14 protein-coding genes are annotated in these 15,447 nt (G+C 71.3%); 11 read left to right on the top strand and 3 right to left on the bottom strand.

The genetic code is table 11. From position 1 onward, the window contains the following. The first annotated feature begins 34 nt into the window (after positions 1-34). The 7 genes from F0U63_RS07305 to F0U63_RS07275 all read left to right on the top strand — a co-directional run bounded on the left by F0U63_RS07305 (position 35) and on the right by F0U63_RS07275 (position 7,133). Positions 35-1,450, top strand: a complete 1,416-nt coding sequence (locus F0U63_RS07305) for a hypothetical protein (protein ID WP_395845088.1) — start codon at positions 35-37, stop codon at positions 1,448-1,450. A 21-nt stretch (positions 1,451-1,471) separates the two neighbouring features. Then, positions 1,472-3,034: an acyl-CoA carboxylase subunit beta gene (locus F0U63_RS07300; RefSeq protein ID WP_395845086.1), complete on the top strand. Its 1,563-nt coding sequence runs from the start codon at positions 1,472-1,474 to the stop codon at positions 3,032-3,034. 97 nt (positions 3,035-3,131) lie between these two features. After that, positions 3,132-3,734 carry a malonic semialdehyde reductase gene (locus F0U63_RS07295; RefSeq protein ID WP_395845084.1) on the top strand — a complete coding sequence of 201 codons (603 nt, stop codon included), beginning with the start codon at positions 3,132-3,134 and terminating at the stop codon, positions 3,732-3,734. Between the two features lie 129 nt (positions 3,735-3,863). After that, positions 3,864-4,496: a hypothetical protein gene (locus F0U63_RS07290; protein WP_395845082.1), complete on the top strand. Its 633-nt coding sequence runs from the start codon at positions 3,864-3,866 to the stop codon at positions 4,494-4,496. Between the two features lie 52 nt (positions 4,497-4,548). Beyond that, on the top strand, positions 4,549-6,060 hold the full coding sequence (gene accC / locus F0U63_RS07285; RefSeq protein ID WP_395845080.1) for an acetyl-CoA carboxylase biotin carboxylase subunit: 1,512 nt from the start codon (positions 4,549-4,551) through the stop codon (positions 6,058-6,060). A 30-nt stretch (positions 6,061-6,090) separates the two neighbouring features. Beyond that, positions 6,091-6,600, top strand: a complete 510-nt coding sequence (locus F0U63_RS07280) for a biotin/lipoyl-containing protein (protein ID WP_395845078.1) — start codon at positions 6,091-6,093, stop codon at positions 6,598-6,600. A gap of 17 nt (positions 6,601-6,617) precedes the next feature. After that, positions 6,618-7,133 (top strand): YfbM family protein, encoded by a 516-nt coding sequence (locus F0U63_RS07275; RefSeq protein ID WP_395845076.1) that lies wholly within the window; start codon positions 6,618-6,620, stop codon positions 7,131-7,133. Between the two features lie 3 nt (positions 7,134-7,136). Here F0U63_RS07275 and F0U63_RS07270 read toward each other — a convergent pair whose 3' ends face one another. Continuing rightward, a complete protein-coding gene (locus tag F0U63_RS07270) occupies positions 7,137-7,904 on the bottom strand; it encodes a TSUP family transporter (RefSeq protein ID WP_395845074.1) in 768 nt (255 codons plus the stop codon). Positions 7,905-8,008: 104 nt separating this feature from the next. On the opposite strand from F0U63_RS07270, the gene F0U63_RS07265 reads away from it, so the two are divergent. Further along, on the top strand, positions 8,009-8,794 hold the full coding sequence (locus tag F0U63_RS07265; RefSeq protein ID WP_395845072.1) for a hypothetical protein: 786 nt from the start codon (positions 8,009-8,011) through the stop codon (positions 8,792-8,794). A gap of 120 nt (positions 8,795-8,914) precedes the next feature. Here the strand turns inward: F0U63_RS07265 and F0U63_RS07260 are convergent, their stop codons facing one another. Next, a complete protein-coding gene (locus F0U63_RS07260; RefSeq protein ID WP_395845070.1) occupies positions 8,915-9,262 on the bottom strand; it encodes a hypothetical protein in 348 nt (115 codons plus the stop codon). A 559-nt stretch (positions 9,263-9,821) separates the two neighbouring features. Between F0U63_RS07260 and F0U63_RS07255 the strand changes: the two genes are divergently transcribed. Both F0U63_RS07255 and yhbY read left to right on the top strand, forming a co-directional pair. Then, the gene (locus F0U63_RS07255; RefSeq protein WP_395845068.1) at positions 9,822-12,239 is read left to right on the top strand and encodes a DUF4388 domain-containing protein; all 2,418 of its coding nucleotides are present in this window, start codon (positions 9,822-9,824) and stop codon (positions 12,237-12,239) included. A gap of 55 nt (positions 12,240-12,294) precedes the next feature. Beyond that, positions 12,295-12,585: a ribosome assembly RNA-binding protein YhbY gene (gene yhbY / locus F0U63_RS07250; protein WP_395845066.1), complete on the top strand. Its 291-nt coding sequence runs from the start codon at positions 12,295-12,297 to the stop codon at positions 12,583-12,585. A gap of 7 nt (positions 12,586-12,592) precedes the next feature. On the opposite strand, the gene F0U63_RS07245 is transcribed toward yhbY, so the two are convergent. After that, on the bottom strand, positions 12,593-13,897 hold the full coding sequence (locus F0U63_RS07245) for a neutral/alkaline non-lysosomal ceramidase N-terminal domain-containing protein (RefSeq protein WP_395845064.1): 1,305 nt from the start codon (positions 13,895-13,897) through the stop codon (positions 12,593-12,595). Positions 13,898-14,043: 146 nt separating this feature from the next. Here F0U63_RS07245 and purF point away from each other — a divergent pair, with 146 nt between their 5' ends. After that, complete coding sequence (gene purF / locus F0U63_RS07240; RefSeq protein WP_395845062.1) at positions 14,044-15,444, top strand: amidophosphoribosyltransferase; 1,401 nt, start codon at positions 14,044-14,046, stop codon at positions 15,442-15,444. Positions 15,445-15,447: the final 3 nt, after the last annotated feature.

The following is a 15,447-nucleotide window of genomic DNA, read 5'->3' as shown; positions in this document are numbered from 1 at the left end:
CAGGGCACCGCCCCCCTTGTTCTCACCTGAAGCCATGCTCTGCTTCGTCCTCGCGGCCTCGCTCGCCGCCGCTCCCGCGCCCCGCGCCGCCACCGCTACGGAAACCCTCGTCCACATCCCCCGGCTGGACGCGATCCAGGGTCTCACCGCCTTCCTCGAACGGGCGGGACAGCCCGCCGCGCTGCTGCGGCCCGATGTCTGGTTCGCCGAGCTCCATCCCTTCCTGTCGCTCGACCCCCGCCAGCCCGACACCCTCACCCGCGCGGGCATCGACCCCGCCACCCCCCTCACCCTGTCCCTGCTGCCCTCGGGCCGCATCTCCTGCACCCGCCTGGCCGACCCCAAGCTCTTCCAGGAGCGGGCCGCCGCGATGCTCCAGACCGCCAACCCCAAGGTGACGGAGGTGAAGCCCACCACCAGCGCGGGCATCACCTCCGTGCTCGTTCCCCGCGACTCCGGAGGCGACATCGGCTACGCCCTCAAGGGGAAGGAGGCGTGTGCCTTCGCGAGCGTGAGCGGGGGCTTCGTCGACGACGGCCAGGGCAAGGTGCTGTTCAAGGAGGCCTCGCGGCTGGTGGGCCTGACGCCCAAGGCCGACGCCCGGATGGGCAAGCTCCCTGGCGTCGTCTATGTGTCCAGCGCCAAACGCGGCCTCACCGTGGGCCTGGATGGTTCCGCCACGGCGCTCCAGGTGGAGGGAACGGGCACGAACCTGCAACTGCCCGCCTTCCAGTCCTCGGGCACGAGCCCCTACGGCACCATGATGCCCACCGGCCTGCTCTTCTCGCGCGCCCGCCTCTCCCCCCCGGGCGTGTCCGACGCCATGGACCACGTGCGCGCCCTCCTCCAGCAGGTCTGCTCCGCCTGCCCCCAGGCCGAGCTGTCCTCCATCACGCGCGCGGTGGGCGGGCGGCTCACGGGCAACGTGCTGATCGCGGTGGACGGGGTGCGGCCACGGCCCAACCTGCGCACCCCCGACGGCCGCTTCTTCGCAACGCGTCAAGCGCTCGTCGCCGAGGTGACGGACCCGGCGGCGGTGAGGAGCGCGCTCGCCCCGCTCGCGAAGTTCCCCGGCGCCCGGGTGCTCGAGGATGGGTACGCCCTGGACATGAAGGGAGGCACCCTCCTCTTGCGGCTCCAGGGCCGGCACCTCGCCCTGGGCAATGACGAGACCGCGGCCTCCAGCCTGCTCTCCGTCGTGCCCACACAAGGCGCGAAGCTGCCCCACGCCGCGACCTTCACCGTGGACCCGGCCCGGCTGGCCAGCGGCCTCAAGCAGGTGTCCCTGATGGACGTGGTCGCCGACAAGAGCCTCGCCGGCATCTTCACCGTGGGGCTCGAGCTGGGTCCCCTGCTGTCCCGGAGCGAGGACATCGAGGGTTGGCTCGACAGCCTTCCGGGGGGAGGCCATCGCTTCTCCAGCCGCTGGACGCTGCCCGCCACGCCCTGATCGTGCTAGATGCGCGGACCTATGGACGGAACCTCGGAAACGGATCCCCTTCGCGCCCGGCTGCGGCAGTTGGAGAAGCAGGCGGAGCTGGGCGGCGGCGCCGACCGCATCGCCAAGCAGCACGAGGCCGGCAAGCTCACGGCCCGCGAGCGCATCGACCTGCTGCTCGACCCCGGCTCCTTCACGGAGATGGACAAGTTCGTCACCCACCGAAGCAGTGACTTCGGCATGGGCGACAAGAAGATTCCGGGCGACGGCGTCGTCACCGGCTACGGCACCGTCGAGGGCCGGCAGGTGTTCGTCTTCGCCCAGGACTTCACCGTCTTCGGCGGCTCGCTCTCCGGCGCCTATGCCCAGAAGATCTGCAAGATCATGGACATGGCCATGCGCGTGGGCGCGCCCGTCATCGGCCTGAACGACTCGGGCGGCGCGCGCATCCAGGAGGGCGTGGAGAGCCTCGCGGGCTACGCGGACATCTTCCTGCGCAACACGCTCGCCTCGGGCGTGGTGCCCCAGATTTCGCTCATCCTGGGCCCGTGCGCGGGGGGCGCGGTGTACTCGCCCGCCATCACCGACTTCATCCTCATGGTGAAGGACACCTCCTACATGTTCATCACCGGCCCGGACGTCATCAAGACGGTGACGCACCAGGAGGTGACGAAGGAGGAGCTGGGCGGCGCGCTCGCGCACAACCAGAAGTCGGGCGTGGCGCACTTCGCCGCGGAGAACGAGCAGGCCGCCATCGCCATGACGCGCGAGCTGCTGTCCTACCTGCCCTCCAACAACCAGCAGGATCCGCCGGCCCAGCCCACCGAGGATGATCCCTTCCGCGCGGAGGACAGCCTCAAGACGGTGGTGCCGAGCAACCCCAACAAGCCCTACGACGTGAAGGAGATCCTCCGCGCCGTGGTGGACGACCGGCACTTCTTCGAGGTGCAGGAGCACTTCGCCAAGAACATGGTGGTGGGCTTCGCGCGCATGAACGGGCGCTCGGTGGGGCTCGTGGCCAACCAGCCCGCGGTGCTCGCCGGCTGTCTGGACATCGACGCGAGCGTGAAGGCGGCGCGCTTCGTGCGCTTCTGCGACTGCTTCAACATCCCGCTCGTCACCCTGGTGGACGTGCCGGGCTTCCTGCCGGGAACGGACCAGGAGTGGGGCGGCATCATCACCCACGGCGCCAAGCTGCTCTACGCCTTCGCCGAGGCCACCGTGCCCAAGGTGACGCTCATCACCCGCAAGGCGTACGGCGGGGCCTATGACGTCATGGCCTCCAAGCACATCCGCGCGGACATCAACTACGCCTGGCCCACCGCGGAGATCGCCGTCATGGGCCCCGAGGGCGCCGTCAACATCATCTTCCGCGATGAGATCAAGCGCGCCCCGGACGCCAACGCCGAGCGCACCCGGCTGGTGAACGACTACCGCGAGAAGTTCGCCAACCCCTTCAAGGCGGCGGAGCTCGGCTACATCGACGAGGTCATCCGCCCCGAGGAGACGCGCGCCAAGGTCATCCGCGCCCTGGAGATGCTCAAGAACAAGCGCCAGGAGAACCCTCCGCGCAAGCACGGCAACATCCCGCTCTGAGCGATCCGCCGGGGGCCCCGTCACTCGGGGGGCCCCCCACGACGCGCCGCGTCCCAGGCGCTTGCGCGGCGGCGGGTGAATCGTTAGGGAGGGGCACATGGCCAACCCGCGTCCCCTCCTCGATGATGCCTCCCTGAACGTCCTCTTCAACGAAGCGCGCAGCCACAACGCGTGGCTCGACCGCCCGGTGGAGGACTCCGTCCTCAAGCGCCTCTACGAGCTCGCGCGGATGGGCCCCACGGCGGCCAACGCGCAGCCCCTGCGTCTGGTCTTCGTCAAGAGCCAGGCCGCCAAGGAGAAGCTCAAGCCCGCGCTCTCCGCCGGCAACGTGGACAAGACGATGAACGCGCCGGTGACGGCCATCGTCGCGTACGACACCGAGTTCTACGAGCAGATGCCCAAGCTGTTCCCCGCCCGGGACATGAAGCCCATGTTCCTGGGAATGCCGCCCGAGGCACGTGAGAAGTCCGCCTACATGAACAGCAGCCTCCAGGGCGCCTACCTCATCCTCGCGGCCCGGGGCCTGGGCCTGGACTGCGGCCCCATGGCGGGCTTCGACAACGCCAAGGTGGACGCCGCCTTCTTCCCGGACGGCAAGTGGAAGAGCAACTTCCTGCTCAACCTGGGCTACGGCGACCCGGCGAAGCTCTTCCCGCGCAACCCCCGTCTGGACTTCGCCGACGCCTGCCGGATTGAATGAGGGCTCCCCGGCTTGCGAAAGCAGGCAGGCAGTCGAAGACTATCTCCTGAAAATTCAGGGCGAATCCCCCGGGAAATTTTGGGGGGTGCGTTCGCGCTTCAAGGAGCGCACTCATTAAGGAGCCCCCGTTTGTCTCAACCCCGCCTGGTCCTCTTCCTCGCCGACATCGAAGGCAATCTCACCGCCCTGCGTCAGACGCTGTCCCGGGCGTGTGAGACCGCGCATGTCCCCCTGCCCGACGTGCGCTGGGTCGAGGCCGCCGCGCCCATGACCGACGCGGGCTGGCGCGTGGCCGAGGTGAAGCTGCAGCCCTCCGGCGGCAAGGCCGTCCCCGAGGATCACCTGGACTCGCTGGTGCGCGCCGTGGCGCGTGACTTCCGTGACCAGGCGGTGGGCCTCTACACCGACAAGGCCGGCAGCTACGGCCGCGCCTCGCTGAGCGAGCCCGGCCGTCCGTCGCGCTCGCTCGAGGGCGAGTACATCGACGTGGTGCGTCAGACGGCGCGCTGGCTCGGCGTGGAAGCGCCGGTGCTTGGCCGCCTGCTCGACGGGGGAGCGACCGCGCGCAACCTGCTCGCCGCGGCGGTGGACTTCGGCAACGAGGCGCCCCAGCAGGGCGCCGCCGCCCCGGGCAAGCCGGGCCGCCGGGGTGAGCAGCCCCCCGCGCCGCCTCCGGAGCCGGACGAGGATGACCGCTTCGTCGAGGCGAAGCTCGTCGAGGCCCGCCGGTTGATGGAGCAGTACCTCAGCCACCGCAAGTAGGACGCGTCTCGAAAGGGCCGGGCGCCGCTCCCGTGTGCTAAAGGGGGCGCCCATGGCCAAGATTCGAAAAATCCTCGTCGCCAACCGCGGCGAGATCGCCGTCCGGGTGATGCGCACCTGCAAGGAGCTCGGCATCGCCACGGTGGCCGTCTACTCCGAGGCGGATCGCTCCGCCCTCCATGTGCGCACCGCCGACCAGGCCTTCCTCGTGGGTCCCCCGCCCTCGCGTGAGAGCTACCTCGTGCAGGAGCGCATCCTCGAGGCCGCCCGCCAGGCCGGCGCGGATGCCATCCACCCCGGCTACGGCTTCCTCTCGGAGAACGCGTCCTTCGTGCGCGCGTGCGAGAAGGCCGGCATCACCTTCATCGGGCCTCCCGCCAGCGCCATGGACGCCATGGGCGAGAAGACGCGCGCCCGGCAGAACATGATCAAGGCGGGCGTGCCCGTGGTGCCCGGCAGCACCGAGCCCTTCGCCACCCACGAGGAGGCGCGCGCCTACGCCGAGAAGATCGGCTTCCCCGTCATGCTCAAGGCCGCGGGCGGTGGTGGCGGCAAGGGCATGCGTCGCGTGGACCGGATCGAGGACTTCGACTCCTCGTGGCGCGCCGCCAAGAGCGAGGCGCTCAACGCCTTCGGCAACGACGCCGTCTACATCGAGAAGTACCTGGAGAAGCCCCACCACGTGGAGATCCAGGTGTTCGCCGATGCGCATGGCAACACCATCCACCTCAACGAGCGCGAGTGCTCGGCGCAGCGCCGCCACCAGAAGGTGGTGGAGGAGACGCCCAGCCCCATCCTCACGCCGGAGCTGCGCGCGAAGATGGGCGAGGTGGCGGTGAAGGCCGCCCAGGCGGTGGGCTACGTGGGCGCGGGCACGGTGGAGTTCCTCGTGGACGTGCACCGCAACTTCTACTTCCTGGAGATGAACACCCGGCTCCAGGTGGAGCACCCGGTGACGGAGTGGGTGACGGGGTTGGACCTCGTGGCCTGGCAGATCAAGGTCGCCGAGGGCGAGAAGCTGCCGCTCACCCGGGCGCCCACGCCCAACGGCCACGCCATCGAGGTGCGCATCTACGCGGAGGACCCGGCGCGCAACTTCATGCCGAGCCCCGGCCGCATCACCACGCTGCGCGTGCCCGGCGGCCCCTACCTGCGCGACGACTCGGGCGTGTACCCCGGCTACACCGTGCCCAACTTCTATGATCCCATGATCTCCAAGCTGTCCGTGTGGGCTCCCACGCGCGCCGAGGCGATCGAACGGGCGAAGCGGGCGCTGGACGAGTACGTGGTCAAGGGCATCACCGCCAACGTGCGCTACCTGCACGCCATCCTCTCGCACCCGGAGTTCACCGGAGGCGACTACGACACGGGCTTCCTGCCGCGCCAGCACGAGGCGCTGCTCGGCAACACGGAGGATCCGAAGCTCGCCGAGGCGGCGCTGCTGGCCAGCGTGGTGTACGCCTACCAGCGCGACCAGAAGCGGGCCAAGGCCCTGCCCCAGGCGCCCTCCGAGGGCGAGGCGGGCATTTCCGCGTGGCGGCGGGCGCTCCGCCACGGCCGCTAGAACCGTCAACCCGGGACACGACGACGAGCCATGCGTTACTTCGCGAAGCTGCACGGACAGAAGGAAGCGGTGCCGGTGGACATCGAGCCCGCGGGAGACAACCGCTACAAGCTCACGCACGCGGGCAAGAGCGTGGTGGTGGACGCCCTGGCGCTCGAGGGCGGCGCGCTGTCGCTGTTGCTGGAGGGCCACTCGTACAACGTCGAGTTCGACGAGGCGGGCGACGAGGTGCGGGTGCTCGTGCGCGGGCAGTGGTCGCGCATCGACGTGGCGGACGAGCGGCGGCTGCGGCTGCGCCAGGGCACGGCGGGCTTCACCGTGGAGGGCAAGCAGCTCATCGCCGCGCCCATGCCCGGCAAGGTGGTCAAGGTGCTGGTGAAGCTCGGCGACGAGGTGAAGGAGGGTCAGGGGCTGGTGGTCGTCGAGGCGATGAAGATGGAGAACGAGCTGAAGAGTCCCAAGGCGGGCAAGGTGGTGGAGCTGCCCGCCAAGGAAGGCACCGCGGTGGAGATCAACGCGCGGCTCGTGGTGGTCGAGTAGCCGCCCCCGGAGGGGTGATGGAAATGCTCTGCACGTTGCGCAGTCTGACGGAGACCCAGCGCCAGGCGCTGCTCGCGGCGCCCGGCCAGCTCGAGGCCTTCCTGGATGACGAGGAGGACTTCGGGGACGCGGAGGGCGCGCGCTTCCTGGAGCTGGACATCGGGGAGACGTGGCACGGCCTGCAGTACCTGCTCACGCACACCGCGTGGGAGGGCCAGGCCCCGCTGGACTTCCTCGTGCGCGGCGGCGAGGACGTGGGCGACATCCCCTCGGACGAGGGCACCGCGCGCCTCTTCACCCCCGCCCAGGTCCAGGAGCTGTCCCGGGCGCTCCAGGCACTCTCCGCGAGCACGCTGCGCCAGCGCTACGAGCCGGCGCGCATGCAGCGCGAGGACATCTACCCGGGCTTCTGGGAGGAGCCTCCACCGGAGCTGGATCCCGAGGAGGAGCTGCTGTCCTACTTCGAGGAGCTGAAGAAGTTCGCGGCCAGCGTGGCCCGGCGCGGCCTCGCGCTGCTCGTGTTCATCGGCTGAAGCTCAGGCCGAGAGCACGTCGTGGCTCAGCTTGATCACGAGCGCCACCACCACGCCCAGCACCACCTTGCGCACCAGCCGGTCGCCGCCGCGCACGGCGAAGTGCGCGCCCAGCCACGCCCCGGTGAACTGGGCGGCCGCCATGGGCAGCGCCACGTGCCAGAGCACCAGCCCGCGCCAGGCGAAGAGGCACACCGCCGAGAGGTTCGTCGCGAAGTTGACCACCTTGGCGTCCGCCGAGGCGTGCGTCAGGCTGTGCCCGAGCAGCCCCGAGAAGGCGATGATGAGGAAGGTGCCCGTGCCCGGCCCGAAGAAGCCGTCATAGGTGCCGATGAGGAGCGCGATCAGCGCGCCCAGCGCTCGCAGGCGCGCGAGTGGAGGCTCGGGCCGCGCTCCGGGCGGAGGCCCCCGGCGGAAGGCCAGGAAGGCGGCCACCACCACCAGCAGCACGAGCACCACCGGCTTGAGGACCTCCGGGCGCAGGAGCAGCACCAGCCCCGCGCCCAGCAGCGCGCCCACCAGCCCGAGTGGGAAGGTGATGGCGGCCAGCCCCCCGCGCACCAGCCCCGCCCGCCAGAAGCGCACCAGCGCCGCGAACGCGCCGAACACCGACTGGCCCTTGTTGGTGCCCAGGGCCACGTGAGGCGGCAGGCCGGTGGACAGGAGAGCAGGCAGCGAAATCAATCCGCCCCCTCCCGCGATGGCATCCACCATACCCGCGGTGAGAGCCGCGACACACAACAGGGCAAGCTGAAGCGGGGAGAGGTCCACGAGCGGGCAACTAACATGTCCAAAGCTTGCGCGCGCGCCCACTCTGCGCGTCAATCAGGCCAAGACACCCCCGAGGTCCCATCGTGCTCGCGTCCCTCGTTTCCATGATGACCGCCGCATGGCTGATGGCCGCGCCCACGGAGGCGGCGGCCGGCCCCACCTGCCGCGCCATCGATGGGCACGTGGCGTGCGGCTACCAGTGCAAGTCGGATGGGCAGCGCGTGCGGTGCGCGCAGACGCCCCAGGGCTCCTGCCAGGTCATTGACGGACAGGCCGTCTGCTTCGACCCGCCCGCCTACATCGTCCGGGTCTATGGCTCCGCGCTGCCCGCGCCCGAGTGCAAGACGATCGACGGGCAGGTGGCGTGCGGCTACCAGTGCGTCACGCAGTTCGGCAAGGTGCAGTGCGCGCGCACTCCGGCGGGCATCTGCGGCGGCCGCAACGACGAGATCGTCTGCTTCGATCCGCCCCCCGAGGTGTACGCCTTGTATGGCCGGGAAGCGCCCCGCGCCGAGTGCAAGGGCTACGGCTCGGACCTGGCGTGTGGCTACAAGTGCACCGTGGGCTCCGGCAAGGTGGCCTGCAATACGACGCCCATGGGCGTCTGCAAGAGTGATGGTTTGCAGCTCAAGTGCTTCGATCCGCCCGCCCAGGCACTCTGTGCATGGGGCAAGTCGCTGCCCGCGCTGCAGTGCCAGTCGAGCGATGGGCACCCGGTGTGCGGCTACGGCTGCGTGAAGGCCTACGCCAAGGCGGCCTGCGCGAGCACGCCCAAGGGGATGTGCAAGGTGTTCGACAGCGAGGTGCACTGCTTCGACCCCCCCACCGCCCTGGACGCGGACGCCGAATGTCTGAAGCTCATTGGAATGGCCACGTTGGACACCCCGTGAGACAAGCCCGGCAGCCAGCTTTCCCTGCGCCCATGGCGGGGTTAGCGTGACCCAGGGCACACAAGGAGCCGCACCCGCGATGGCCGAGGGAGACGTCCGGCAGTACTTCGTGAGGAATGATCAGGGCGCCATCTGGGGTCCCCTGGAATTGGCCACCATCGAGTTGCTCATCGACAACGGTGCCATCCAGGGTCGGCTCCAGGTGTCCGAGGACGGCATCCACTTCGCCCAGCCCGGACTCTTCCCGCATGTGCGCGAGGCCTTCCCTCGCGAGATGTGGGGCGACGTCATCGCCCCGGGCCCCAGCACGCCCGTGCCCAACAACCGCCCGCCCAACGCTCCCGCGCCCATGCCGTCCGCGGCCCCACCGCCCGGAAGTGCGGGCGTGCCCATGGCGGGACCCGGCATCGCCCGCGCCCCCGTGGCGGCTCCCGGAGTCCCCGCCCCGGGTCCCGGCGCCCGGCCCATGGCGCCTCCTCCGGGTGCGCCTCGTCCAGGACCCGGTGCGGCTCCCCCGCCCGCTCGTCCCGCCGCTCCTGGAGCCGCCCCCCACGGTGGCCCGGGTATGCCCCCCGGCGCAGGGCCTCGGCCCACGGCTCCTGGTGTGCCCACCGCCGCCGCTCCTGGCGTCGCTCCCCACGGTGGCCCGGGTATGCCTCCCGGCGCTGGCCCCAGGCCCACGGCTCCTGGTGTGCCCACCGCCGCCGCTCCTGGTGTCGCTGGCCCCCGGCCCACGGCCCCTGGTGTGCCCACCGCCACCGCTCCTGGCGTCACCGGTCCTCGGCCCACGGCGCCTGGTGTGCCCACCGCCACCGCTCCTGGCGTCGCTCCCCACGGAGCCCCGGGTGCTCCTCCCGGCGCAGGGCCTCGGCCCACGGCTCCTGGTGTGCCCACCGCCGCCGCTCCTGGCGTCGCTGGTCCTCGACCCACGGCTCCTGGTGTGCCCACCGCCACCGCGCCTGGCGTCGCTCCCCACGGTGGCCCGGGTGTTCCTCCCGGCGCAGGGCCTCGGCCCACGGCTCCTGGCGTGCCCACCGCCGCCGCTCCTGGCATCGCCGGTCCTCGGCCCACGGCTCCCGGCGTACCGACCGCCGCCGCTCCTGGCGTGCCCACCGCCGGTCCTCGGCCCACGGCTCCCGGTGTGCCCACCGCCGCCGCTCCTGGCGTGCCCACCGCCGCCGGTCCTCGGCCCACGGCTCCCGGTGTGCCCACCGCCGCCGCTCCTGGCGTGCCCACCGCCGCCGGCCCTCGGCCCACGGCTCCTGGTGTGCCCACCGCCGCTGCTCCTGGCGTGCCCACCGCCGGTCCTCGGCCCACGGCCCCTGGTGTGCCCACCGCCGCCGCTCCTGGCGTGCCCACCGCCGCCGGTCCTCGGCCCACGGCTCCCGGTGTGCCCACCGCCGCCGCTCCTGGAGCCGCCGGTCCTCGGCCCACGGCGCCTGGCGTGCCCACCGCCGCTGCTCCCGGGGCTCCCCCTACCGCGCCAGCCCCCGCTTCCCCCGAGCCCACGGGCACTCCCGCCGCCTCGGCATCAGACGCGCTCCCCACCCACGGTCAGCTCTCGGCCTTCTCGCCCGTGCGCCTCTATGGCCTCATCGCCGCGGGCAATCACACGGGTCTGCTCTCGCTCACCCTGGCCGATGGCACCCTCGGCATCCACTTCCGCAAGGGCAATCCCGAGCTCGTCGAGTCCTCCCATCCCGAGGACGCCCTGGGCTCCTGGCTCCTCCAGGCGAAGCTCGTCTCTCCGGAGCAGCTCCAGCAGGCCGAGTCCGCCCGGAGCCGCTTCGGCGGCGAGGTGCTCGCGGCCCTCTTCGGCCTGGGACTGCTCCAGCCCGCCTCCGCCTTCGCCCAGCTCGCCCAGCGCGCGCAGAACATCCTGCTCAAGGCCCTGCGCGCCGAGTCCGGTTCCTTCACCTTCGAGGCCAGGGAGCTGCCCGCCGCCAAGGCGATGCCGCTGGGCAACAAGTGGGCCGTGCTCGGCGACCTCGTGCGCCGCATTCCCACCGCCGACCTGCGGCGCCTGTTGCAGCCCGAGCTCGCCCTGCCCGTGATGAAGTCCAACGGACGCGTGTCCACCGGAGATCTGCGGCTCACCCCGCATGAGGTGCGCGTGCTCGCCTTCATCGACGGCGCACGCTCGACGGCCCAGCTCATCCAGGATCTCCCCCAGGACGCCGACCATCTGCTGCGGCTCGTGTTCCTCCTCCGGGAACTCGATGGCGTGTCCTTCGCCGCCGTGCGGACGGCCCCCACGGCCCAGGCGACGCCCCAGCCGGCCCCGGCCTCCGCCGCTCCCCAGGGCCCCGCCACGCCCTCCATGAGTGGCATCCCGGCCGCCAGGCCCGCCGCTCCCTCGGCCCCGGCTCCCGCCGCCAAGCCCGCTGCCGCTCCGGCTCCCGCCGCCAGGCCCGCCACTCCCCAGGGCCCCGCCACGCCATCCATGAGTGGCGTCCCGGCCGCCAAGCCCGCCGCTCCCTCGGCCCCGGCTCCCGCCGCCAGGCCCGCCGCTCCCCAGGGTCCCGCCACGCCATCCATGAGTGGCGTCCCGGCCGCCAAGCCCGCTGCCCCCTCGGCCCCGGCTCCCACTGCCGCCGCAAAGCCCGCCGCTCCGGCCCCCACTGCCGCCACGGCGAAGCCCGCGGCTCCCTCGGCCCCAGCACCCGCTGCCGCCGCCAAGCCCGCCGCTCCCGCCCCCGCCGCTCCCGCGGCCAAACCCGAGGCTTCCGCTCCGGCGGCCCCGTCCGCTCCGGCGTCTGGCGCGAACGACATCGCCGCGCTCCAGGAGCTCGCCCAGAAACTGAAGGATCAGAACCACTTCGAGCGCCTGGGCGTCGGCGCGGACACCAACGGCCCGGCGGTGCGCATCGCCTACTTCAAGCTGGCCAAGCTGTACCACCCGGACACGAATCCTCCCGGCGCGCCTCCCGAGATGGAGAAGCTCAAGGCCGACATCTTCGCCTACATCGGCGAGGCCCATCGCGCGCTCGCCGACGAGAAGAGCCGCGCCGCGTACATCGAGGAGCTCAAGTCCGGCGGCAGCAAGGAGGCCGAGGTCGACGTGGTGGCCATCCTCAAGAGCGAGGAACTGTTCCGCAAGGCCGGCGTCTACATCAAGGGCCGCAAGTTCGCCGAGGCCGTCAAGCTGCTCGACGAGGCCATCCAGCTCAACGCCGAGGAGGCCGAGTTCTACGCCTGGCGCGGCTACGCCCGCTTCTTCACCTTCGAGGACAAGAAGGTGGGCTTCAACGAGGCCTACAAAGACATCCAGCTGTGTCTGAAGAAGAACGAGAAGGTCGCCGCCGGGCACTATTTCCTGGGCGTCATCGCCAAGCTATGCGGGGACATGAGCGGTGCGCTCAAGCACTTCCAGAGGACCGTGGAGCTGCAACCCAACCACATCGAGGCCCAGCGCGAGCTGCGCATGGCCGCGCAAAAGAAGTAGGGTGCGCCACCCCGGGAGCGCCACCGCGCGCCTCCCCACTTGAAGGAGAAGCATCTTGCCGTTGACCGGAAAGCAGCGCCGCCAGCTGCGCGCGCTGGGACATCACCTCGAACCCGTGGTCATCGTGGGCCAGGCGGGCGTCAGCGAGGGCGTCATCGCCGCCGTGGCCCAGGCGCTCCACGACCACGAACTCATCAAGGTGAAGATCAACGAGGGCCCGGAGGATCGCCACGAGGCCGCCGAGAAGCTCGCCCAGGGCACCGGCGCCGAGCTCGCCCAGCTGCTCGGCCGCACCGTGCTGCTCTTCAAGAAGCGGGACGAGGACTCGAAGTTCGAGAAGCTCTAGCGCCCCCTCACGGGGTGAAGCCCGCCGCCCGGGCCGCCACTTCCGCCCCGGCGCCCAACTGCTCCAACAACGTGGCGCCGAAGTACTGGCGGCGCGCCTCGCCCTCGCGCGCCCGCACGGCCTCGGGTGTCTCCACGTAGCCCACGTACCCGTCCGCCAGCCCCAGCACGTCGCGAGCGCCCGTGCGGCGCGCCAGGGACGAGCCCGCCGCCACCGTGGGCTCGCCCGGCACCAGCAGCCACTCGAGCGGCCCCAGCCGCAGCGCCCCCACCTCGGTGCGGCGCGCGGACGAGGCACACAGGAAGTTGTCTCCCGCCGCCCGGGCATACGAGGGCACCAGCCGCGAGGCGTCCGGCCTCGGCAGCGCCACCTCCACCCGCGCGAAGCCCAGCTCCGGGCGCTCCACCGGCACCGGCGTCACCCGCGCCGCCAGCTCCGCCACGGCCCGCGCGTACCCCTCCACGGTGTCCATCCCCTGGCTCCCCTCCCACACCGCCATGGCGTTGCCACTGGCCCCCTGGAGCAGGAGCGTCACCCCGCCCTCCGCCTCGCGCAACTCACTCACGCGGCCGGGCCAGTCCGGGTCCACCACGTCGCGCTTGCGCGGCACCAGCGTGGGGTGCGAGGCGAACAGCAGCAGCTCCGCCACCGGCCCCCGCTCGCCGCGCAGCACCGCGCGCGTCAGGTTTCCATCCGGCGACTCGCCCCCCGAGCGCGAGCGCACCAGTCCCGGCTCGCGCGCCTCCCCCACCTCCAGGGAGACGTCGGTAAGCTGGGAGGCCGCCTGGCGCAGGGCCTCGCTCGCCCCCTCCACCGCCGCCTTCAGCGACGCCTCGCGAAAGCGCCCCGTCCCACCGAGCTGGGCGGCCAGCCGGGCGTCATACCCTCCAAAGGAGGAGTGCGTGTGCGTGGCCACCACCACCACCGCGCCGAGCCCCAGGCTCGCGGTCCGCTCGCGCACCGCGGCCACGAGCGCATCGGGCACCAGCATCAGCTCCAGCGACACCAGTCCCACCTTCATGTCGCCCGCGGCCAGCACCACCGCGCGTGCCCGGGGCACGAGGCCCGCCCCGGCCGCCTCGGCAAGCGGCAGCCCGTAGCCGGCCACCACCACCGGATAGGGCGGCGCCAGGTCCACCCTCGCCGCCCCGGCCCTCAGGGGACCCCCGGCGCGCGCCTGGCCCACCAGCGCGGGCGCCCCCTGGCCCCAGCGTCCACACCAATTCCAAGACGCGAGTGCATAGGCGCACCCGAGGGTCAACAGGGTCATCGCCAGCAGGGCACGCAGCCGTTGTCGCCAGGAGACGGACATGTGACGCAAGAGCCTATCCCGAAGCCGGGAAATTCCCGGGGATCCTCGCGGGAGCCAGGGATTTCGGTGTCACCTCGCGGAATACCTTCGAAGGAGGCAGCCGTTCTCCGTTCCGTTCAGCACCCGAAGGGGGTAAGGCACGCCGCATGTGTGGAATCTTCGGAATCGTCGGTCACCCAGAGGCTTCCAACCTGGCGTACCTGGGTCTGCATGCCTTGCAGCACCGTGGGCAGGAGTCCGCGGGCATCGTCGCCTCGGATGGGGAGCGCCTGCGCGCGCACCTGGCCATGGGGCACGTGGCGGACATCTTCACCGCGCCGGTCATCGAGTCGCTGCCGGGAGGAGCCGCCATCGGGCACGTGCGCTACTCCACCGCGGGCGGCAGCCGGTTGAAGAACGCCCAGCCCTTGAGCGTGGAGTACGTGGGCGGCCAGATGTCGGTCGCGCATAACGGCAACCTCGTCAATGCCGAGGAGCTGCGCAAGTCGCTCGAGGCCGATGGCGCCATCTTCCAGTCGGACGCGGACACCGAGGTCGTCATCCACCTCATCGCCCGCTCCAAGAAGGCCACCTTCGAGGACAAGGTCGTCGAGGCGCTCTCGCGCGTGAAGGGCGCCTACAGCCTGCTCTTCCTCACCGAGAAGAAGCTCGTGGCGGTGCGCGATCCGTTCGGCTTCCGTCCGCTGGTGCTCGGCCGGCTCAAGAACAGCTGGGTGCTCGCCAGCGAGACGACGGCGCTCGACTTGATCGAGGCGGAGTTCATCCGCGAGCTCGAGGCCGGGGAGATGGTCGTCATCGACGAGGGCGGGCTGCGCACCAGCAACCCCTTCCCGCCCACGCGCCTGGGCCGGTGCATCTTCGAGCACGTGTACTTCGCCAAGCCCGACTCGGTCCTCTTCGGCACCAGCGTGTACGAGACGCGCAAGGAGCTGGGCCGGCAGCTGGCGCGCGAGCAGCCCGTGCCGGGGGCGGACCTGGTCATCGCGGTGCCGGACTCGGGCGTGCCCGCGGCCATCGGCTACTCGCAGGCCAGCGGCATCCCCTACGACGTGGGCCTCATCCGCAGCCACTACGTGGGCCGCACCTTCATCGAGCCCCAGCAGTCCATCCGCCACTTCGGCGTGAAGCTCAAGCTGTCCGCGGTGCGCCAGGTGCTCAAGGGCAAGCGCGTGGTGGTGGTGGATGACTCCATCGTGCGCGGCACCACCAGCCGGAAGATCGTGAAGATGCTCAAGGCCGCGGGCGCCGTGGAGGTGCACCTGCGCATCTCCTCGCCCCCCACCCAGTGGCCCTGCTACTACGGCATCGACACGCCCAGCCGCCAGGAGCTCATCGCCTCCAGCCACTCCGTGGAGGAGATCGCCCGCTACGTGACGGCGGACTCGCTCGGCTACGTCTCGCTCGAGGGCCTGGGCACCGCGGTGGGAGACCGCGAGCGCACCACCTTCTGCACCGCCTGCTTCTCCGGCAAGTACCTCACCGGCAACTTCGGTCCGGCCTCCTCCGAGGAGGAGAAGAAGCCCGGACCCAAGCTCGTCAGCGCCTGAGGC

Source organism: Cystobacter fuscus, assembly GCF_044360685.1.
Classification (GTDB): Bacteria; Myxococcota; Myxococcia; order Myxococcales; family Myxococcaceae; genus Cystobacter; species Cystobacter fuscus_C.
The sequence above is the reverse complement of the archived record's forward strand: the minus strand, read 5'-3'. Positions and strand labels throughout refer to the sequence as shown.